Here is a 17,524-nt window from a genome sequence, read left to right on the forward strand (position 1 = left end):
CTAGCCGTAACGGAAGTCGAGCAACTGGGCAAAGGACTGCAGCTCGACAAGGTAACGATGCACGAGGGGCCCGTCGCCCGCCATCGCGGCATGAGCGATCTCGTGGCTGCTGGCGATGGCGCCATCGATCAGGCGGCGGAACTCGCCTTGCGCAGCGATCTCGCTGTTTGCCCATTGACTGCAGCGCACAAGGCGATCGCGGAACGCTCCTGCGGCGGCGATGGTCTCCTCGGCGTTCGCCGGCGCCGGCCGATCGCCGTGCCTGGTAGCCGCAACACGCAGCGCTTCCATGGCGGGCGCGACCTCGAAGATGCAATCGCCGAGATCGTACAGGCCTGCGTGACGCCTGAGCGAGTGAAAAGACTGCCGAAGTGCGAGCAGCTCGCGGCCGGCGGCGACGTTGTCTCCGCGGTCCAGCGCGCCCGCAATCGTTGTGAGTTGGTCGTGGCCCCGGTCGAGAAATCCCGCCAATTCGGCCGGCGTGTAAGCGGGCAGGGGAGCGGATGTGCTCGGTGCGAGTCGTCTCCAGCGGGCGACCGCCTCGTCGGTCTCGATCTGTGCCAGCGCGACGTTTCCGGTGCGCGCATAGCTCGCGGCCGCGCGCAGGTTTGCCATGATCGGCGCCATCGCTGATGCAAAGTCCGCAGCCTTGTCGGCTTCCGCGCCGAGCGCGAGCGCGTTCGAGGCCAGCCATGCCAGCAGCACGATGGTGCAGCGCAAGATCAGAACTCCTTGTCACATTCGTGTATTCGAATATCATAATGAAAATGAGCAGCGCGCAAGATCTTCCAACGCACGAAACCCCGATGTCGCTTCGCACGCCGACCCGACGCGGCCTCATCGCATTCGCCGCAGGCGCGGCTTTGGGCGGCCGCGGCGCGGCGGCGGCCGAGCCCGCCGTCGGAGAGGACGGGCTCTATCACGAGCCCTGGTTTCTGCAGAGCTTCCTCGATCTGCGCGAGGATCTGGAGAGCGCCGCCGCTGGCGGCAAGCGCCTCGCCATCATGTGGGAGCTGCGCGGCTGTCCCTATTGCCGCGAAACGCATCTGGTGAATTTCGCCGACGCCAACATCTCGAGATACATTCGCGACAATTTCGAGGTGTTGCAGCTCAACCTGATCGGCTCGCGCAAGGTTACGGACTTCGACCGCGAGGAATTGTCCGAGAAGGACCTCGCTCGGAAATACGGCATCAGGTTCACTCCGACCTTTCAGTTCTTTCCGCCATCTTCCGATGGCCTCGAAGCGAAAGATGCGATGGCGCGCGAAGTGGCGAGGGCGCCCGGTTATCTCAAGCCTCCGCACTTCCTGGCGATGTTTCGCTTCGTGCGGGAGCGCGCCTATGAGCGCGGCTCGTTCCGGGATTTCTTGCCGCACATGGCGGACTGAAAGCGTCTTTCGAATTTCGCTTGACGTCACTCAGTTCGTATGAACATATCATAATAAATGAATTTGATGGACCGTGAGTCCGTCGTGATCAAGAGCGGGCGTCACCCCGCGATTCAAGGGTAGGAAACATGCGACGCTCGCTTGCGGCTGCGTTTGCACTTTGTCTGTCGGCCGGAGGCGGTCTTGCCCAAGAGCCGAGCAAGGAGCCCATCCGGCTCGACGTCGTCAACGATTCCCTGCCGAAATCCCTGACCGGCGCGCCCGGAGATGCCGCCGCCGGAAAGAAGGTGTTTCTGACGCGCACGCTTGGCAACTGCCTGGCCTGTCATCAGGTCACCAGCCTGAAGTCCGAGGAATTCCACGGCGAGTTCGGTCCCTCTCTCGACGGTGTGGCCGGTCGCTACAGCGAGGCGCAGCTCCGCCTCATCGTCGCCGATCCCAAGCGCATGTTCACCGACACGGTCATGCCGGCGTTCTTCAGGAACGACGGCTTGAGCCGGGTGCGCCCGCAATTCGTCGGCAAGTCGATTCTGACGGCCGCCCAGGTCGAGGACGTGGTCGCTTATCTCAAGACGCTGAACTGACGGCGAGGAGGATCAAGGAATGAAAGCCATCAATCGACGGCAGGCATTTGCGCTCGGGGGCGGCTTCGTCATGCTGACGCTGATGCCCATGGCCGCTGATGCCGAAGTGACGGGCGACGCGGCGAAGTGGATCGAGAAGTTCACCGGCGGCAAGCAGCCCGTCAAAGGCAAGATATCGCTCGATCTGCCGGAGATTGCGGAAAACGGCAACACCGTGCCGCTGTCGATCAACGTCGAAAGTCCGATGACCGCGGACTCCTATGTCAAGGACGTTCTGATCATCGCAGACGGCAATCCGAATGCGGGTGTCGCGACGCTATCGTTCACGCCGTTGTCGGGCAAGGCGGAGGCTTCGATCCGGATCCGGCTCGCCACCACGCAGAACGTGGTTGCGGTCGCGAAGATGAGCGACGGCGCGCTGTTCACGGAGCAGAAGACCGTCAAGGTCACAATCGGCGGCTGCGGCGGCTAAAGCTAAGGAGACGGACGATGGCAGAGAAACCGCGCCTCAAGCTTCCCAAGGAAGCGGCCAAGGGCGAGATCATCCAGATCAAGTCCCTGGTCTCGCACGTCATGGAATCGGGACAGCGCAAGGATGCGCAGGGCAAACCGATTCCGCGCAAGATCATCAACAAGTTCACCTGCGAGTTCAACGGCAAGCCGGTCTTCAGCTGCGCCCTGGAACCCGCGATCTCGGCCAACCCCTACATCCAGTTCAATGCAAGGGTGGACGAGGCAGGGACGTTCAAGTTCGCCTGGACCGACGACGACGGCTCGGTGATCACGGCCGAAGAGAAGATCGCGCTCAAGGCGTAGTGCCATAGAGCTTCGAGGGAGAGGGCGGATGCTGTCGCGATATATTGGACTCGCCGTCGCGATCGCCGCGGCCGCATCGGTGGCGACGTGTGCCTCTGCGGAGGAGGCCGAACGCAAGGGCATCCCCGCGCCTCCCGGACACGTCTTCGAGACCATCATCTCCGGCTACCAGTTCCGCAGCAAGGAAACGCGAGCACTGCAGGACGACGACCTGGAGAACCCCGGCTTCCTCGCCGTGGAGCGCGCGGCCGATGTCTGGAAGAAGGTCGAGGGCAGTGAGGGCAAGTCCTGCATGAGCTGCCATGGGGATGCCGAGACGAGCATGAAGGGCGTCGGCGCGGCGATGCCGAAATGGGACGACAAGCTGAAGAAGCCGGTCAATCTCGAGCAGCGCATCAACATCTGCCGCACCGAGAACATGAAAGCGGAGCCCTGGAAATTCAAATCCAGGGAGCTGACCGACATGACCACTTTCGTGCGCTACCAATCGCACGGCATGCCGGTGGCGGTGAAGACCGACGGGCCGATGTCGCCGTGGTTCGAGCGCGGCAAGCAGACCTACTACACGCGCTACGGTCAGCTCGATCTCGCCTGCGCGTCCTGCCACGAGCGCAACAACGGCAAGTTCATGCGTGCGGACTTCCTGAGCCAGGGTCAGACCAACGGCTTCCCGACGTATCGGCTGCGCGATCAGCGTGTGGTGCCGCTGCATGAGCGCTTCGAGGGCTGCATGTTCGACGTGCGCGCCGAGCCGTTCAAGCCGCTGTCAGACGACTTTCTTGCGCTTGAGCTCTACGTCGCCTGGCGCGGCATCGGGTTGCCGGTCGAGACGCCGTCGGTGCGCAACTGAAACGATGAGTTTGCAGGAGTCTTGCGCATGATCTCTCGCCGCGAGTTCATTCAGGTTGCTGCGGCAACGGCGGCACTCTCGACTGGCGTAGGCTCCGGCCTGACCCGGGCGGTCGCCCAGCAGCGCCTGACCGAGAAGGAATTGCTGGCCTTCGAGCCGCTCGGCAACGTCACGCTGGTGCACGTGACCGATATCCACGGTCAGCTGATGCCCCTCTACTTCCGCGAGCCCTCGACCAATCTCGGCGTGGGCGAGGCCAAGGGCCTTCCGCCGCACGTCACCGGCAAGGAGTTCCTCTCCCGTTTCGGCATCGCGCCCGGCTCGTCGGCGGCCTATGCTCTGACGTCGGAGGATTTCGAGGCGCTGGCCAAGACCTATGGTCGGATCGGTGGTCTCGATCGCGCCGCGACCGTGATCAAGTCCATTCGCGCCGAGCGCGGCGACAAGGTCGCGTTGCTCGACGGCGGCGACACCTGGCAGGGATCGTGGTCGTCGCTGAAGACGCGCGGCCAGGACATGATCGACTGCATGGCGCTGCTCAAGCCCGACGCCATGACCGGGCATTGGGAGTTCACTTACGGCACCGAGCGCGTCAAGCAGGCGATCGAAGGCCTCGGCTTCCCGTTCCTCGGCCTCAATATCCGCGACACCGAATGGAACGAGGCGGCGTTCGACGGCTCGACCGTGATCGAGCGCGGCGGCGTCAAGATCGCGGTGCTCGGCCAGGCTTTCCCCTATACGCCGGTCGCCAATCCGCGCTGGATGATCCCGAACTGGTCGTTCGGTGTGCGCGAGGAGGACGTCCAGGCACAGGTCGACAAGGCGCGCAAGGGCGGCGCGCAACTCGTCGTGCTGCTCTCCCACAACGGCTTCGACGTCGACCGCAAGCTTGCGAGCCGTGTCAGGGGCATCGACGTCATCCTGACCGGCCACACCCATGATGCGCTGCCCGAGGCAGTGAAGGTCGGCAAGACCCTGCTGATTGCGTCGGGCTCGTCCGGCAAGTTCGTCTCGCGGCTCGACCTCGATGTCCGCGACGGTGAGGTCAAGGCGTTCCGCTACAAGCTGATTCCGCTGTTCTCCGATGTGATCACGGCGGACGCCGAGATGGCCGCGAAGATCGCCGAGGTGCGCAAGCCCTTCGCGTCCGATCTCGCCAAGGTGCTCGGCAAGACGGATTCGCTGCTCTATCGGCGCGGCAATTTCAACGGCACGTTCGATGACCTGATCTGCCAGGCACTAATGCAGGAGCGCGACGCCGAGATCGCGCTCTCGCCCGGCTTCCGCTGGGGCACGAGTGTGCTGCCGGGGCAGGACGTCACCTTCGAGGATGTCACCAACGCGACCGCGATTACCTATCCGGCGGTGTACCGCATGGGTATGACGGGCTCGCGGTTGAAGGAGATCATCGAGGACGTCGCCGACAATCTCTTCAATGTCGATCCTTACTATCAGCAGGGCGGCGACATGGTGCGGATCGGCGGGCTCTCTTACGCGATCGATGTCACCAAGCCGCAGGGCAGCCGTATCTCGGACATGCAGATGGCCAAGACCGGCGCGCCGATCGATCCGGCCAGGGAATACCAGGTCGCCGGCTGGGCCAGCGTCAACGAAGGAACCGAAGGGCCGCCGATCTGGGAGGTCGTGGCCAATTATCTGACCCGACAAAAGACCGTTCGCCTCGAACCCAACAGAGCCGTCAAAGTCACCGGAGCGTAAGAAGCGATGTCGAAGATGGACAGTCCCCGGCAATCCCGACGCAGTTTTCTGGCCGCTGGCGCCGGTGTTGCGGCTTCGGTGCTCGCAAAGCCCGCCTTGGCCGGCGGCGGTAATCCGGCGAACCAGCCTCCAAACGTGCCGGAATGGACCAAGTCCCTCGGCGAAGGCGTCGCCGTGCGTCCGTACGGCAAGCCGTCGAAATTCGAGAAGGACGTCATCCGGCGCGACGTCGAATGGCTGACTGCCTCGCGCGAGTCCTCGGTGAGCTTCACACCGCTGCACGAACTGGAGGGCATCATCACCCCGAACGGCCTCTGTTTCGAGCGGCATCACGGCGGCATCGCCGAGATCGATCCGGCCGATCATCGCCTGATGATTCATGGGCTGGTCGAATGTCCGCTCATTCTCACGCTGGACGAGCTGAAGCGCTATCCGCGCGTCAACCGCATCCACTTCATGGAATGCGCGGCGAATTCAGGCATGGAATGGCGGGGCGCCCAGCTCAATGGCTGCCAGTTCACCCATGGCATGATCCACTGCGTGCAGTACACCGGCGTCTCGCTGCGCACTCTTCTGGAAGAAGCCGGCGTCAAGACCAATGGCAAGTGGCTGCTGGTCGAGGGTGCCGATGCGGCCGCGATGGACCGCAGCCTGCCGATCGAGAAGGCGCTCGACGACTGCATCATCGCCTACAAGATGAACGGCGAGGCGCTCTATCCCGAGCAGGGCTATCCGATGCGGCTCGTGGTGCCGGGCTGGCAGGGCAATCTCTGGGTCAAATGGCTGCGTCGCATCAAGGTCGGCGACCAGCCCTGGCACACCCGCGAGGAGACGTCGAAATACACGGACCTCATGCCGAACGGGAAGGCGCGCCGCTTCACCTGGTCGATGGACGCCAAGTCCGTGATCACGAGCCCGAGCCCGCAGGCGCCGATCAGGCACGGCAAGGGCTTTACCATCGTCTCGGGGCTTGCCTGGAGCGGCAATGGCAAGGTCAAGCGCGTCGACGTCTCGCTCGACGGCGGCCGCAACTGGTGGCCGGCGCGGCTCGACGGGCCCGTTCTCGACAAGGCGCTGACGCGCTTCTACTACGAGTTCGACTGGAACGGCGAGCCGCTGCTGCTGCAATCGCGGGTCCAGGACGAGACCGGATACGTGCAGCCGAGCAAGGCCGAGCTGCGCAAGATTCGCGGCGTGAATTCCATCTATCATAACAATGGCATCCAGACCTGGCATGTGCAGGCCAACGGTGAGGTCGAGAATGTCGAAGTCGCCTAAGTTCATTGCAGCCGTACTGATGACTTGCGCATTGGGCGCTCAGGCGCTTGCGGAGCAGAAGCCGGACGCCAGGAGTGCTCCCCGCTATCACATCGGCCGCGTGCCAACCGCGGACGAGATCCGCGGCTGGGATATCGATGTGAGGCCCGACGGCCAGGGCCTGCCGGCGGGCAAGGGCACGGTCGCCCAGGGCGAAAAGCTGTTCATGGACAATTGCTCGACCTGCCACGGCGAGTTCGGCGAGGGTAACGGCCGCTGGCCGGTGCTCGCCGGCGGCAAGGGCTCGCTGACCTCGGACAATCCGGTCAAGACGGTGGGCTCGTACTGGCCCTACGCGTCTACGGTGTTCGACTACGTCCGTCACGCCATGCCCTATGGCAATACCCAGTCGCAGTCGGTCGACGAATATTATGCGCTGGTCGCCTATGTCCTCTACCTGAACGACGTTGTCACCGACCAGAATTTCGAGCTGACCAACAAGAACCTCGCCACGATCAAGATGCCGAACGAGCAGGGCTTCGTGATGGACGATCGCGCCACGAGCGAGAAATCGTTCTGGCAGAAGGATCCCTGCATGAAGAATTGCATCGCGCCGGTGAAGATCACCGCGCGTGCGGCTGCGATCGACGTGACGCCCGAGGACAGCAAGGACGGGAAGTCACGGGGCGTGGAGTGAGAAGCGGTGGGGCGAGCCGCCGCGGATTCTTTCGCGGTCTGATTGCTGCCGCCTTCATCGTGACAAGTCCCGCCGCCTCGTCCCGGGCGGCCGAGCCGCACAGGCTGGCGCTGCAGATCAGCGACGACGACCCGAACAAGATGCGCGCCGTCCTCGATGTTGCAGCCAATGTCTCGCGGCATTATTCCGGGCAGGGCGAGGACGTCGAGATCGTGGTTGTAGCCTTCAATGGCGGCCTCGACATGCTGCTCGATGACCGCTCACCGGTGAAGGAACGCCTGCTGAACTTCCTGAAATCGATGCCAAATGTGAGCTTCATCGCCTGCGGGAACACGCTTCAGACGCTGGCGGCGAAGGAGGACAAGCGACCGCCGCTGATCGAGGGCGTCAGCGTCACGCAGGTCGGGGTTGCCGCGTTGATGGACCTTGCGGAGAAGAACTGGACGATTGTCCGGCCCTAGGGAGTGAGCAGCCGATGCGATGGTTGATGGGACTGGCAGTCTTGCTCGCGCTCGCGGGGTCCGCAGGTGCTGCCGAGCAGGAGCTCGAACTGTCGGTCGACGGCCGCGCGACGCTCGCGACACTGCGTACACCCGCTGCGATGACACCGGACACACCGCTCGTCGTGATGACCCACGGCACGCTCGCGCACAAGGACATGGAAGTCATTCAGGGCGTTGCCAAGGCTCTGGAGCAGCGCGGCATCGCTTCGATCGCCCATACGCTGTCGCTGGGGCTCGATCGCCGCAAGGGCATGTATGACTGCGCTGTGCGGCATGACTACGTCGTCGAGGATGCGGTCGCCGAGATCGGCGCCTGGGTCGCGCGGGCGAGGGGCGTGTCCCGGCTCGTCTTCGCGTTCGGCCATTCGCGCGGCGGCAACCAGGTCGCGCGGTATCTCGCAGCAAGGGAAACCCCTCCGGTGGCGGGTGCGGTGCTGCTGGCGCCGGTGACCGCAAAGGCCGAGACTGACTTGCGCGCCTCTTATGCCCAGACCTATGGCAAGCCGCTCGAGCCGTTTCTGGGGCTGGCGACGAAGGCGATCGCGGCGGGCCGCGGCGGCGAGTGGATGGACGTACCGGGCTTCATCTACTGTCGCAATGCCGTGGTCACCGCGCGAGCCCTGATGTCTTTCTACGGTCCGGATGCCGGCCAGGACACGGCCGCACTCGTAGCCCGTGTGAAGCCGCCGGTGCTGGTGCTCGCCGCGACCAAGGATACCGTTGTGCCCGACGTGGCAGCTTCCTTCGCTTCGCTTGCCGGTTCGAGCGGGGGCAGGGTTCAGTTCGACAGCATCGAGGATGCCGATCATTTCTTCCGCGACCTGTTCGCAGAAGACGTCGCCGACCGAATTGCCGAGTTCGTCAAACAGATACGATAGGAGAGGCCATGCAGCGTCGATCCATGCTTCGCGCGAGCTTTGCCGGACTATTTGGTGCTCTCGCGGTGCGCCAGGCGTCCGCGGCGACCGAGACACCCGCGCGTCAGCGCGCCGTCTATCATCTTGCCGATGCCGATCGTGTCGTCTTCGTTCTGGGCAATCTTCAGAACCACGTCGACGGCGTCGGCGGACCCGGCAAGGCCGACATCAGGCTGGTCGTGCATGGGCCGGCGCTGCGTGCCTTTCACGCGCTCGCGGCCCAGGACCACACTGTGGCGATGATGTCGAAGCTCGTCGATGCCGGCGTCGGCTTCGACGCCTGCGCCAACACGATGAAGGCGCAGGGCGTCAAGCTGGACGACCTCACGCCCGGCTTCGTGGTGGCCGAGAAGGGCGGCGTGGTGCGGCTCGCCGAGCTGCAGCAGCAGGGATATGCCTATCTGCGTCCCTGAGGCCGCTCTGATCCGGCATCCTGCGGCGTCGGAGCTTTGATCTGGCTCATGGGACGCCACGGCGAGATCGCTAGAACTGCAAGCTCGCAGGAACAGCCGAGGCGGACGTGCTGACGCCGATCATCGATGTCTTGGGTGAAGACTGGCTGTCATGGCTCGGCGGGCTCCTGGTCGGAGGCCTGTTCGGGTTCTTCGCCCAGCGCAGCCGCTTCTGCCTGCGCGCCGCGGCGGTGGAATTCTCCCGTGGGGAGGGCGGACCGCGCCTTGCTGTCTGGCTGCTAACGTTTGCCGCGGCGCTGGTCGGCACACAGGCCCTGGTCGCGCTCGGCTGGCTCGACGTATCCGAGGCGCGCCAGCTCGCTCAGCAGGGCAGCATCTCCGGCGCGCTCGCGGGCGGCGTGATGTTTGGCTGCGGGATGATCTTGGCGCGCGGCTGCGCCAGCCGATTGCTCGTGCTCTCAGCCAATGGCAATCTGAGAGCTCTGCTTTCGGGTCTGGTGTTTGCAGTAACCGCCCAGGCCGCTTATCGCGGTCTGTTGTCGCCCGCGCGCGAATGGGTGACCAATCTTTGGCTGGTCGATGGCGGACCGTCGCGCGACATCATGGCCGTGTTCGGCGCCGGTGCCCCCGAGAAGCTCGCATTTGGGGGATTGTGGTTGATTGCCGGATTGGCTTTTGCCTTTCGCAGCAACCTGCCACGCGGTCTCATCCTCTCCGCGCTTGCCACGGGAGCGGCAGTCGTTGCCGGTTGGCTCTTCACCTACCAGCTCTCGCAGGCCTCATTCGCGCCCGTGACGCTGAAGAGCCTCACCTTCAGCGGGCCTTCGGCCGAGTTGCTGATGTTGGTGCTGAACAGTTCGCAGCTCCGGCTCGGCTTCGACCTCGGCATTATTCCCGGCGTATTCCTCGGCTCATTCGCCGCAGCGGCGCGCGCGGGTGAGCTGAAGCTGGAAGGATTTTCGGACGGGCTCGGCATGAGACGCTATCTATTCGGCGCAGTGCTGATGGGGTTCGGCGCGATGCTCGCGGGCGGCTGCGCGGTCGGCGCCGGGGTGACCGGTGCCTCGGTATTCGCGCTCACGGCTTGGCTCGTGCTTGCTGGCATGTGGCTCGGGGCAGGGCTGACCGATCATTTTGTCGACCGCGCCGGCATACCGCGACCGCGCCAGGCGGCAAACTCGCCGACGTCGGGCGCCTGACCTATATTTTAGAGATTGCTAAATAAAAATCCTTGAATATGATTTTCCCCGATGCGCGCCGATCGAGCCGCAGGAACGCGGTAATGCGCCGCTGCCCCGGGGAAAGGCACATGACCACCATCACGGAAAGCTACGTACGCGAAGCGCCGCGCACCGCGCGGATCGACTGGTCGCCCTATCTCGTCGGCGCCGGAATCGGACTGTTGAGCTGGATCGCTTTTGCAGTATTCGGAGATCCGCTCGGCGTCACCACCGCCTATTCGCGCATCGCCTCGCTGTTCGCCGTCCCGATGATCGGGCCGGAGGCTGTGGCGCAGAATTCTTACTGGAAGAGCATGCCGCTAAAGTGGGATTACGGCGTCTGGTTCCTCGTCGGCATACCGTTCGGCGCGTTCGTCTCGGCGGTGATATCGGGCACATGGCGCCTCGAGCTCGTGCCTGATGTCTGGAAGGAGCGGTTCGGCCCGTCAGTTGCGAAACGTTTCGCCGCCGCGTTTCTCGGTGGCATCGTGATCATGTACGGCGCCCGGCTCGCCGGCGGTTGCACCAGCGGGCACGGCATCTCCGGCGGTTTACAGCTTGCGGTCTCGAGCTGGCTGTTCCTGGCGGTCATGTTCGCCACCGGACTCGCTGTCTCCGCACTTATGTTCCGTACACGGTGAGGAGAATTGAAATGACCGCAATGATGACATTCCTTGGGCCGGTACTGATGGGTGCAGCCTTCGGCTTCCTCCTGCAGCGAGGCAAGGTGACGAGCTGCAACGTGATCGAGAATCAATTTCGGTTGCGCGACTTCACGGTGCTGAAAGTGATGGGCACGGCGATCGTGGTCGGCGGCATCGGCGTGTTGCTGCTCGTCGATACCGGCAACACGAAATACTACGTGAAGGATGCCAACATGCTGGCGGTCACGATCGGCGCCGCACTGTTCGGCGTCGGCATGGTGGTCTACGGCTACTGTCCTGGAACCGCGCTTGGCGCCATCGCAACCGGCAGTGTCCATGCTCTCGTCGGCGCGCTTGGTATGGTCGCCGGCGCCATCCTCTACGCGCTGAGCTTCGACTGGCTGAAGGCCCACGTGCTCAACGTCGGGGCGCTGGGCAAGGTTCGCCTCCCGGACGTGACGAACATCCCCGATATCGTCTGGTTCGCCGCACTGGCAGTCGGTGCCGGGCTGTTCTTCTGGTGGATCGAATCCACTGAGGCCAGGCAGAAGAGGGGCTAGGCGAGGCCTGCTTCCCGCGCCGAGGTGCGCGGAGGCGAGCTCATCGCTTGCGAGGGCGACAGAAGAGCCGGTGCAGGTTTGAAAACAGCTCTTCGACGCGCCGGTCCGCGATGCGATACCACATCGTTTGCCCGTCGCGTCGGGCAGCGACGACGCCCTCGGCCTTCAGCTTGGCGAGGTGTTGGGACAGTGCCGAGGCGGAAAGGCCGACGTCTTCGGCGAGAGCGCTTGCGGCAACCTCGCCATATTCCACCAGCCTGCAAAGGATGAGCAGGCGGTGCTCATTCGCGAACATGCGCATGAGCGCAGCCACCTCCTTGGCCTGTCGCTCCAGTTCGGTCGTGTTCAGTTGGCGCATGACAGCGGTTTCAATAGCATCTGTATTGCCGCAGTCAAACACGCTCGCACGAGGTACATTTGATCGGTGGCGGCGACGAGGAGATCGCGATCCGGGTCGGGTGGCCTCAAATTGCCGACAGGTACCGGACCAGGATATAGATCGCGACCGCGAAGATCAGCCCGGAAAAGACCGAAGTCAGAAGGCCACGGCGAGAGCCGAGCGACTTCGCCAACCGCGCACCGATCAGGCCGCCGAAGATTCCGCCCGTGACGAAGAGGAAGGCGATCTGCCAGTCGATCAGTCCGGAGATGGCGTAGTTCGCCGCCGTGGTCAGCCCGAACGCTGTGACAGCAACCAGCGACGAGCCGATGGCATACAGCATCGGCATGCCGGTCGCCAGCACGAGCGCAGGGACGATGAGAAAGCCGCCCCCGATCCCGAAGAAGCCGGACAACACCCCGACCCCGAGACCTGACACCATCAGCTTCGGCAGGTTTTCCCTGGACAATCTGACGCCGGGATCGCCGAGATCGGCGCGATTTCGCAGCATCAGGCCGCCTACCACCATCATCAATACGGCGAACAGGGCGAGCAGTCGCTGCCCGTCCATGATCTTGCCGAGAGTGGAGCCAAGATAGGCGCCGACCACACCGGCGCTCGCGAATATCGTGGCGCAGCGCCATTTCACATTTCCACTGCGGGCATGCGTCGCAAGGTTGGCGGCCGCATTGACGGCCACGGCGATCGCGCTCGTGCCGATGGCGACATGCGGATCATTTAGGCCGACCACATAGACCAGGAGCGGAACGGCGAGGATCGAGCCGCCTCCGCCGACAAGGCCGAGTGAGAATCCCACGAGGGCGCCGGAGGCCGCGGAGAGAGCGGCTTCCGTCAAGAGCGAATGCATTGCGGAACTCCAGGGGCCAGCCCTTCCAGATCGGCGGCTTGGCTTCGATGACCGGGTACGCGGACCCTACGGGCCGCGTGCCGGCTTTCGTCGGGTTACCGGATCTTTACAGGGGCAGTCCGGATCGTTTCCAAGCGTCCAGGCCGCCGTCAAGGATATAGGCTTTGCACGCCCCGTTCAGTTTTGCTGCGAGGCGGGAGGCGTTCATCGAAGTTCGGGCGCCACTCTTGCAATGAAAGATTACGGCTGTTCCCGATTTTACGGCCAGTTCCGCTTCGTGCAGTCGGGACAGCGGAAGATGATGAGCGCCCGTGATATTCTCGCGGGCGAATTCGTCCGCTTCGCGGATATCGACGAGGATAGCGCCCTGGTCGACGAGACGGCGCGCCGCCGCGGGATCGATTTTCGGAAGTGACATCACATGCTCCTCTTCAACGTGATTTGATTGGCCTGCAGTACAGTTCGTGCAAGGTCGCCAACAGCTTTTCGATGCGAGGATCAGCGATCCGGTACCAGGACGTCTGGCTTTCGCGCCGGTATGTCACCAGGCCTTCATCGCGCATCTTTGCCAGATGCTGCGACAGGGCCGACTGGGACAGGCCGACGGAATCGGCGAGGGAATTGACGGTGGCCTCTCCCAGTTCCACGAGCCTGCAGAGGATCAGCAGCCGCCGCTCGTTGGCCACGGCTCGCAGCAAGTTCGCGATATCGCGGGCCGCATTTTCGATGCCTTGTGAGTTGAAGACGAGCGTCACATCCACCTCGGATGTTGTTTAGATATTGCTAAATTAGGAAGTGCTAATATATCTGTCAAGACCCGGATATCGAAACCATGTAGGAGATGAGCGATGGCGAAGCCGATCATCAAAGCCTTTTTCGACGAGCCGACGAATACGGTCAGCTATCTGGTGGCCGATCCCGCGACCAAAGGAGCAGCCGTCATCGATCCCGTGCTCGACTATGACCACAACGCGGGCGCGGTCGATACGCGTTCCGTCGAGGCGATTCTTCGAGAGGCCGAAGAGGGGGGCTTTCGTATCCTATGGGTATTGGAGACGCATGCTCATGCCGATCATCTCTCCGGGGCTCCTTACATCAAGGCTAAGACCGGCGCCCCGATCGGCATCGGCGAGCACATCAAGGATGTTCAGCGCATCTTCCGGCCTGTCTTCAACGCCGTGGACCTGGCGACGGACGGCAGTGACTTCGACCACCTCTTCAAGGACGGCGAGCATTTTCAAGTGGGTGAGCTCGACGTCGAAGTTCTGCACACGCCAGGCCACACACCGGCGGATGTCTCTTACAAGATCGATGACGCGGTGTTCGTCGGCGACACAATCTTCATGCCGGACTACGGCACGGCACGCGCCGACTTTCCCGGGGGCGACGCGCAGCGATTGTATCGCTCGATCAGGCGGCTGCTCGCGCTGGCTCCCGAGACCCGGCTGTTCATGTGTCACGACTACAAGGCTCCGGGTCGCGACGAATACGCCTGGGAAACGACGGTCGCAGAGCAGCGGAGCAAGAACGTTCACGTGAAGGAAGGCATCCCCGAGGACGACTTCGTGCGCATGCGCGCCAAGCGCGACGCCACGCTTGCCGCACCGCGTCTGCTTTTGCCTTCGATCCAGGTCAACATCCGGGCGGGGAAATTTCCGCCCAAGCAGGCCAATGGCGTGCGCTACTTGCAGATTCCGGTGAAGATGAAAGACGATGCCGAACTCGGGTTATGAGGCGCTGAGCGTCGCTCGGACAATTGAATCGTTCTCGCTCGGCATCTGGAAAGAGGTGCGTGAGATCGAAATGGATCTCGCACCCACAAAAGGATCCCGGAGACCGCAATCGGCGTCTGGCTGTAGTGCGCCTGCTGAAGTTTCTCCATCGTTTCAGCGCTGTTCGCGATGATATCATCATTGGCATCCGCCCAGCCACGGATCAGTTTGGCCAAGGTCTCCTTGTTGGATTCATAGCAGTCGTTAGCGGCGGCCCGGCCACCAATGATTGCCGCCTTTGGATAATAGGCTGACGCATCGGCGGCCATCGATCTGCCGACTGCATACCGACCATTGATCGAGATCAACGAACCGGGGGTATCCGCGCCGATGCTGAGCGTGGCCAACAGGGGCGACAAGCCTGCCTGGCGCTGAGCCATGGAGACGACGCGGAATGCAGCTCTGGCTGATACCATCCCTCTATGCCGCTGCGAGCATTGTGGCAGGCTTGTTGGTGCCGCGGCTGGAAGCCAGGTTCTTGGCGTCTGGTCTTGATCTCTCGACATCATCTGCCCAAGCGTACCTCTCGGCCGTCGCTTCCGGCATGATGGCGTTGACCGGCATCGTCTTCTCGATCGCCTTTGTACTGGTTCAGTTCAACGCCGTCGTCTATTCGCCGCGGCTGGTGGTCTGGTTCGCGCGCGACCGGCTGCTGTTTCACTCGCTGGGCATGTTCGTCGCGACTTTCATGTACAGTCTTGCGACGCTGGCCTGGGTGGATCGCCAAGGCACTCAAGGCGTCCCTTTGTTGTCCGCGGTGATTGTCGGTGCCATGCTGATGGCGAGCGTGCTGATGCTTGCACAGCTGGTCCAACGCCTGAACAACCTTCAGATCACGCGCGTGCTGCAGTCGCTGGGCGATTCGGGAAGGGACGTCATCGCAAGCACATATCAAGAAGTGCAGTCGTCGACCGCAGCAAGCGCAGTTCCCGCCCCACGGCACTCCGAGGTACCGGCGCTAGCCATCCGGCACGTCGGAAACCCGCAATCGGTGACCTCGATCGATGTTGCGAAGCTGGTCGGGCTTGGCCGCCGGATGGACGGCCTCGTCATACTGGAGTGCGCCGTTGGCGATACCCTGCTTGAAGGCACCGTAATCTTGCGCGTTCGCGGTGCGGCCAGCGCCGGGTTCGAGAACCAGCTGCGCGCGTCCATCCATCTAGGCGACCAGCGGACATTCGAGCAGGATCCGAAATATGCCATGCGCCTGCTGGTCGATATCGCCATCAAGGCCCTGTCTCCGGCCATCAACGATCCGACGACGGCCGTTCAGGCCATCGACCAGATCGAAGATCTCCTGCGACGATTGGCAAAATGTGATCTGGAGGCCTGTCGCGCCTTCGATCAGGACGGCATTCTGAGGGTGATCTATCGGATGCCGACATGGGAGGACTACCTCGCGCTCGCATTCGACGAGATCAGGCAGTTCGGATCGACCTCCATCCAGGTGATGCGCCGTCTTCGATCCGCCCTGGTTGAGCTTGCCGCGTGCGCCGGCAACGAGCGGGCACGAACGGTTCACGCTTATCTCGGCCATCTGGATTCCGGAATCGAGCGATCGGGTTTTGACCCGGAGGATCGCGCCGCGGCCCGCATTGAGGATCGGCAGGGGCTCGGCCTGTCTCATCACCAGGAGGAGAACGGCCCGGCAAGGCTCGGGGGGCAGTCGGAACGGGCGGCATCATGAGCACCGGCCCCGCCGGATTGGCGCGAGTGGGGTTGCGAGCGCCGCGCGTCGCTGCAGCCGTCGGCATCATCGTCTTTCCGTTCTGGGTTCTCCTGGTGAGCATCAGCATCTGGCTCCAACGAGAGAGCGGAGAGGAGCGATCATGAGGACACTCCTTCAACGCCTCACCGGCGAAGACGCAGTCCAGCTGTTGATCCGCCTCGGATTGCTCGGTCTGTTGATCTTCTGGACATTCTACCTGGTTCGTCCGTTCGTGACCATTCTGGTCTGGGCGCTCGTGCTTGCGGTCGCGCTCCATCCGGCCTTCGTCCTGCTCGCCAGGATCCTGGGCGGTCGCCCGAAGCTCGCTGCGGCCATCTTCACCGCAATCAATCTTGCCATCTTCATCGGCCCTGCGGCCTGGCTCGGCATGGGTGCGGTGGATGGCGTCAAGGATTTTGCCGCCGAGCTGGCCGCGGGTGAACTAACGGTTCCATTGCCGCCTCAAGCCCTCAAGGGTTGGCCGCTGATCGGAGCGCAGCTTTACGAACTGTGGGCGCAGGCCTCAACGAATCTTCGCTCGGCCCTGCATCAGGTCGCGCCTTATCTGAAGCCGTTCGCCGGCACGCTGCTCGGTCTCGCGGGTGATGCTGGCGTGGGAGCAGTCAAGTTCCTGCTGTCGGTCGTGGTCGCCGGCGTTATCCTTCCCTATGGCCCGCAGCTCGTGGCCGCGGGACGAGGCATGCTCGCGCGGATCGTGCCCGAGCAGAGCGAGCATTTCCTGGATTTGGCAGGAGCGACCATCCGAGCGGTATCCCAAGGTGTGATCGGTATCGCGGTGGTCCAGGCGCTGCTGGCCGGTATCGGTTTCAAGCTCGCGGGCATCCCGATCGCCGGCCTCCTGGCACTCCTGGTCCTGCTGCTCTCGATCGTGCAGATCGGCGCAGCCCTCGTCATGATTCCCGTGATCGTCTGGATCTGGACCGACAAGGACGTCACCACCGCATTACTGCTGACCTTCTTCCTCGGAATCGTCAGCATCCTCGACAACGTATTGAAGCCGCTGGTGATGGGGCGCGGCTTGACCACGCCGACACTCGTCATCCTGATCGGCGTGATCGGCGGAACGCTGGGGCATGGAATCATCGGTCTTTTCATCGGCCCCATCATCCTTTCGGTCGCCTGGGAGCTTGCGGTCGCCTGGATCAAGACGGACGCCGTCCCGCTGCAAACCGTTGTCGAACGTTGACTTAAATCAACGGCGGCACGTC

23 protein-coding genes are annotated in these 17,524 nt (G+C 63.2%); 17 read left to right on the top strand and 6 right to left on the bottom strand.

Annotated elements, in window-relative coordinates; translation table 11 throughout:
- Complete coding sequence (locus ABIA42_RS05230; RefSeq protein ID WP_271530172.1) at window positions 1–720, bottom strand: hypothetical protein; 720 nt, start codon at window positions 718–720, stop codon at window positions 1–3.
- Between the two features lie 86 nt (window positions 721–806).
- On the opposite strand from ABIA42_RS05230, the gene ABIA42_RS05235 reads away from it, so the two are divergent.
- The 14 genes from ABIA42_RS05235 to ABIA42_RS05300 all read left to right on the top strand — a co-directional run bounded on the left by ABIA42_RS05235 (window position 807) and on the right by ABIA42_RS05300 (window position 11,568).
- Window positions 807–1,388 carry a SoxW family protein gene (locus ABIA42_RS05235; protein ID WP_370115103.1) on the top strand — a complete coding sequence of 194 codons (582 nt, stop codon included), beginning with the start codon at window positions 807–809 and terminating at the stop codon, window positions 1,386–1,388.
- A 128-nt stretch (window positions 1,389–1,516) separates the two neighbouring features.
- On the top strand, window positions 1,517–1,972 hold the full coding sequence (soxX, locus tag ABIA42_RS05240) for a sulfur oxidation c-type cytochrome SoxX (RefSeq protein WP_271530170.1): 456 nt from the start codon (window positions 1,517–1,519) through the stop codon (window positions 1,970–1,972).
- Window positions 1,973–1,991: 19 nt separating this feature from the next.
- Window positions 1,992–2,444 (top strand): thiosulfate oxidation carrier protein SoxY, encoded by a 453-nt coding sequence (soxY, locus tag ABIA42_RS05245; RefSeq protein WP_271530169.1) that lies wholly within the window; start codon window positions 1,992–1,994, stop codon window positions 2,442–2,444.
- Between the two features lie 17 nt (window positions 2,445–2,461).
- Window positions 2,462–2,788, top strand: a complete 327-nt coding sequence (gene soxZ, locus ABIA42_RS05250) for a thiosulfate oxidation carrier complex protein SoxZ (RefSeq protein WP_271530168.1) — start codon at window positions 2,462–2,464, stop codon at window positions 2,786–2,788.
- 28 nt (window positions 2,789–2,816) lie between these two features.
- Window positions 2,817–3,638 (top strand): sulfur oxidation c-type cytochrome SoxA, encoded by an 822-nt coding sequence (gene soxA, locus ABIA42_RS05255; RefSeq protein ID WP_370115100.1) that lies wholly within the window; start codon window positions 2,817–2,819, stop codon window positions 3,636–3,638.
- A 27-nt stretch (window positions 3,639–3,665) separates the two neighbouring features.
- On the top strand, window positions 3,666–5,357 hold the full coding sequence (soxB, locus tag ABIA42_RS05260; RefSeq protein WP_271530166.1) for a thiosulfohydrolase SoxB: 1,692 nt from the start codon (window positions 3,666–3,668) through the stop codon (window positions 5,355–5,357).
- A gap of 6 nt (window positions 5,358–5,363) precedes the next feature.
- Window positions 5,364–6,635 (top strand): sulfite dehydrogenase, encoded by a 1,272-nt coding sequence (gene soxC / locus ABIA42_RS05265; RefSeq protein WP_271530165.1) that lies wholly within the window; start codon window positions 5,364–5,366, stop codon window positions 6,633–6,635.
- Window positions 6,619–7,311, top strand: coding sequence for a c-type cytochrome (locus ABIA42_RS05270; protein WP_370115097.1), 693 nt, complete (start codon window positions 6,619–6,621; stop codon window positions 7,309–7,311). The genes soxC and ABIA42_RS05270 overlap by 17 nt, the downstream gene beginning before the upstream one ends.
- Window positions 7,312–7,352: 41 nt before the next feature.
- The gene (locus ABIA42_RS05275; RefSeq protein ID WP_370157194.1) at window positions 7,353–7,772 is read left to right on the top strand and encodes a DsrE family protein; all 420 of its coding nucleotides are present in this window, start codon (window positions 7,353–7,355) and stop codon (window positions 7,770–7,772) included.
- Between the two features lie 14 nt (window positions 7,773–7,786).
- Window positions 7,787–8,692 (top strand): alpha/beta hydrolase, encoded by a 906-nt coding sequence (locus ABIA42_RS05280; protein ID WP_370115095.1) that lies wholly within the window; start codon window positions 7,787–7,789, stop codon window positions 8,690–8,692.
- A gap of 8 nt (window positions 8,693–8,700) precedes the next feature.
- Window positions 8,701–9,144: a DsrE family protein gene (locus tag ABIA42_RS05285; RefSeq protein WP_370115093.1), complete on the top strand. Its 444-nt coding sequence runs from the start codon at window positions 8,701–8,703 to the stop codon at window positions 9,142–9,144.
- 107 nt (window positions 9,145–9,251) lie between these two features.
- The gene (locus tag ABIA42_RS05290; protein ID WP_370143744.1) at window positions 9,252–10,343 is read left to right on the top strand and encodes a YeeE/YedE family protein; all 1,092 of its coding nucleotides are present in this window, start codon (window positions 9,252–9,254) and stop codon (window positions 10,341–10,343) included.
- A gap of 110 nt (window positions 10,344–10,453) precedes the next feature.
- The gene (locus tag ABIA42_RS05295) at window positions 10,454–11,005 is read left to right on the top strand and encodes a YeeE/YedE thiosulfate transporter family protein (protein ID WP_271530160.1); all 552 of its coding nucleotides are present in this window, start codon (window positions 10,454–10,456) and stop codon (window positions 11,003–11,005) included.
- An 11-nt stretch (window positions 11,006–11,016) separates the two neighbouring features.
- Entirely contained in the window at window positions 11,017–11,568 is a 552-nt protein-coding gene (locus ABIA42_RS05300; RefSeq protein WP_271530159.1) for a YeeE/YedE thiosulfate transporter family protein, read from the top strand.
- A gap of 40 nt (window positions 11,569–11,608) precedes the next feature.
- Here the strand turns inward: ABIA42_RS05300 and ABIA42_RS05305 are convergent, their stop codons facing one another.
- From ABIA42_RS05305 to ABIA42_RS05320, 4 genes are all read right to left on the bottom strand, one after another.
- Window positions 11,609–11,926, bottom strand: coding sequence for a helix-turn-helix transcriptional regulator (locus ABIA42_RS05305; protein WP_035705566.1), 318 nt, complete (start codon window positions 11,924–11,926; stop codon window positions 11,609–11,611).
- A gap of 106 nt (window positions 11,927–12,032) precedes the next feature.
- Complete coding sequence (locus ABIA42_RS05310) at window positions 12,033–12,815, bottom strand: sulfite exporter TauE/SafE family protein (RefSeq protein ID WP_271530158.1); 783 nt, start codon at window positions 12,813–12,815, stop codon at window positions 12,033–12,035.
- Window positions 12,816–12,921: 106 nt separating this feature from the next.
- A complete protein-coding gene (locus tag ABIA42_RS05315; protein WP_271530157.1) occupies window positions 12,922–13,233 on the bottom strand; it encodes a rhodanese-like domain-containing protein in 312 nt (103 codons plus the stop codon).
- Window positions 13,234–13,246: 13 nt separating this feature from the next.
- The gene (locus tag ABIA42_RS05320; protein WP_271530156.1) at window positions 13,247–13,570 is read right to left on the bottom strand and encodes a helix-turn-helix transcriptional regulator; all 324 of its coding nucleotides are present in this window, start codon (window positions 13,568–13,570) and stop codon (window positions 13,247–13,249) included.
- 93 nt (window positions 13,571–13,663) lie between these two features.
- Here ABIA42_RS05320 and ABIA42_RS05325 point away from each other — a divergent pair, with 93 nt between their 5' ends.
- Entirely contained in the window at window positions 13,664–14,548 is an 885-nt protein-coding gene (locus ABIA42_RS05325) for an MBL fold metallo-hydrolase (protein WP_271530155.1), read from the top strand.
- Here ABIA42_RS05325 and ABIA42_RS05330 read toward each other — a convergent pair.
- Window positions 14,497–14,967 (bottom strand): hypothetical protein, encoded by a 471-nt coding sequence (locus tag ABIA42_RS05330; RefSeq protein ID WP_271530154.1) that lies wholly within the window; start codon window positions 14,965–14,967, stop codon window positions 14,497–14,499. The two genes, ABIA42_RS05325 and ABIA42_RS05330, sit on opposite strands and share 52 nt — an antisense overlap.
- A 14-nt stretch (window positions 14,968–14,981) precedes the next feature.
- Between ABIA42_RS05330 and ABIA42_RS05335 the strand changes: the two genes are divergently transcribed.
- Together ABIA42_RS05335 and ABIA42_RS05340 are read left to right on the top strand one after the other, a co-directional pair.
- Window positions 14,982–16,274 carry a DUF2254 domain-containing protein gene (locus ABIA42_RS05335; protein ID WP_370115089.1) on the top strand — a complete coding sequence of 431 codons (1,293 nt, stop codon included), beginning with the start codon at window positions 14,982–14,984 and terminating at the stop codon, window positions 16,272–16,274.
- A 142-nt stretch (window positions 16,275–16,416) separates the two neighbouring features.
- Window positions 16,417–17,502 (top strand): AI-2E family transporter, encoded by a 1,086-nt coding sequence (locus tag ABIA42_RS05340; RefSeq protein WP_271530152.1) that lies wholly within the window; start codon window positions 16,417–16,419, stop codon window positions 17,500–17,502.
- Window positions 17,503–17,524: the final 22 nt, after the last annotated feature.

It is taken from the genome of Bradyrhizobium sp. USDA 327 (assembly GCF_041262065.1).
GTDB classification, from domain to species: domain Bacteria; phylum Pseudomonadota; class Alphaproteobacteria; order Rhizobiales; family Xanthobacteraceae; genus Bradyrhizobium; species Bradyrhizobium liaoningense.

Coding starts and splice junctions, on each gene's coding strand:
- ABIA42_RS05235 (WP_370115103.1), top strand. CDS start 807: ATGTCGCTTCGCACGCCGACCCGACGCGGCCTCATCGCATTCGCCGCA.
- soxX (WP_271530170.1), top strand. CDS start 1,517: ATGCGACGCTCGCTTGCGGCTGCGTTTGCACTTTGTCTGTCGGCCGGA.
- soxY (WP_271530169.1), top strand. CDS start 1,992: ATGAAAGCCATCAATCGACGGCAGGCATTTGCGCTCGGGGGCGGCTTC.
- soxZ (WP_271530168.1), top strand. CDS start 2,462: ATGGCAGAGAAACCGCGCCTCAAGCTTCCCAAGGAAGCGGCCAAGGGC.
- soxA (WP_370115100.1), top strand. CDS start 2,817: ATGCTGTCGCGATATATTGGACTCGCCGTCGCGATCGCCGCGGCCGCA.
- soxB (WP_271530166.1), top strand. CDS start 3,666: ATGATCTCTCGCCGCGAGTTCATTCAGGTTGCTGCGGCAACGGCGGCA.
- soxC (WP_271530165.1), top strand. CDS start 5,364: ATGTCGAAGATGGACAGTCCCCGGCAATCCCGACGCAGTTTTCTGGCC.
- ABIA42_RS05270 (WP_370115097.1), top strand. CDS start 6,619: ATGTCGAAGTCGCCTAAGTTCATTGCAGCCGTACTGATGACTTGCGCA.
- ABIA42_RS05280 (WP_370115095.1), top strand. CDS start 7,787: ATGCGATGGTTGATGGGACTGGCAGTCTTGCTCGCGCTCGCGGGGTCC.
- ABIA42_RS05285 (WP_370115093.1), top strand. CDS start 8,701: ATGCAGCGTCGATCCATGCTTCGCGCGAGCTTTGCCGGACTATTTGGT.
- ABIA42_RS05295 (WP_271530160.1), top strand. CDS start 10,454: ATGACCACCATCACGGAAAGCTACGTACGCGAAGCGCCGCGCACCGCG.
- ABIA42_RS05300 (WP_271530159.1), top strand. CDS start 11,017: ATGACCGCAATGATGACATTCCTTGGGCCGGTACTGATGGGTGCAGCC.
- ABIA42_RS05305 (WP_035705566.1), bottom strand. CDS start 11,926: ATGCGCCAACTGAACACGACCGAACTGGAGCGACAGGCCAAGGAGGTG.
- ABIA42_RS05310 (WP_271530158.1), bottom strand. CDS start 12,815: ATGCATTCGCTCTTGACGGAAGCCGCTCTCTCCGCGGCCTCCGGCGCC.
- ABIA42_RS05315 (WP_271530157.1), bottom strand. CDS start 13,233: ATGTCACTTCCGAAAATCGATCCCGCGGCGGCGCGCCGTCTCGTCGAC.
- ABIA42_RS05325 (WP_271530155.1), top strand. CDS start 13,664: ATGGCGAAGCCGATCATCAAAGCCTTTTTCGACGAGCCGACGAATACG.
- ABIA42_RS05330 (WP_271530154.1), bottom strand. CDS start 14,967: ATGGCTCAGCGCCAGGCAGGCTTGTCGCCCCTGTTGGCCACGCTCAGC.
- ABIA42_RS05335 (WP_370115089.1), top strand. CDS start 14,982: ATGCAGCTCTGGCTGATACCATCCCTCTATGCCGCTGCGAGCATTGTG.
- ABIA42_RS05340 (WP_271530152.1), top strand. CDS start 16,417: ATGAGGACACTCCTTCAACGCCTCACCGGCGAAGACGCAGTCCAGCTG.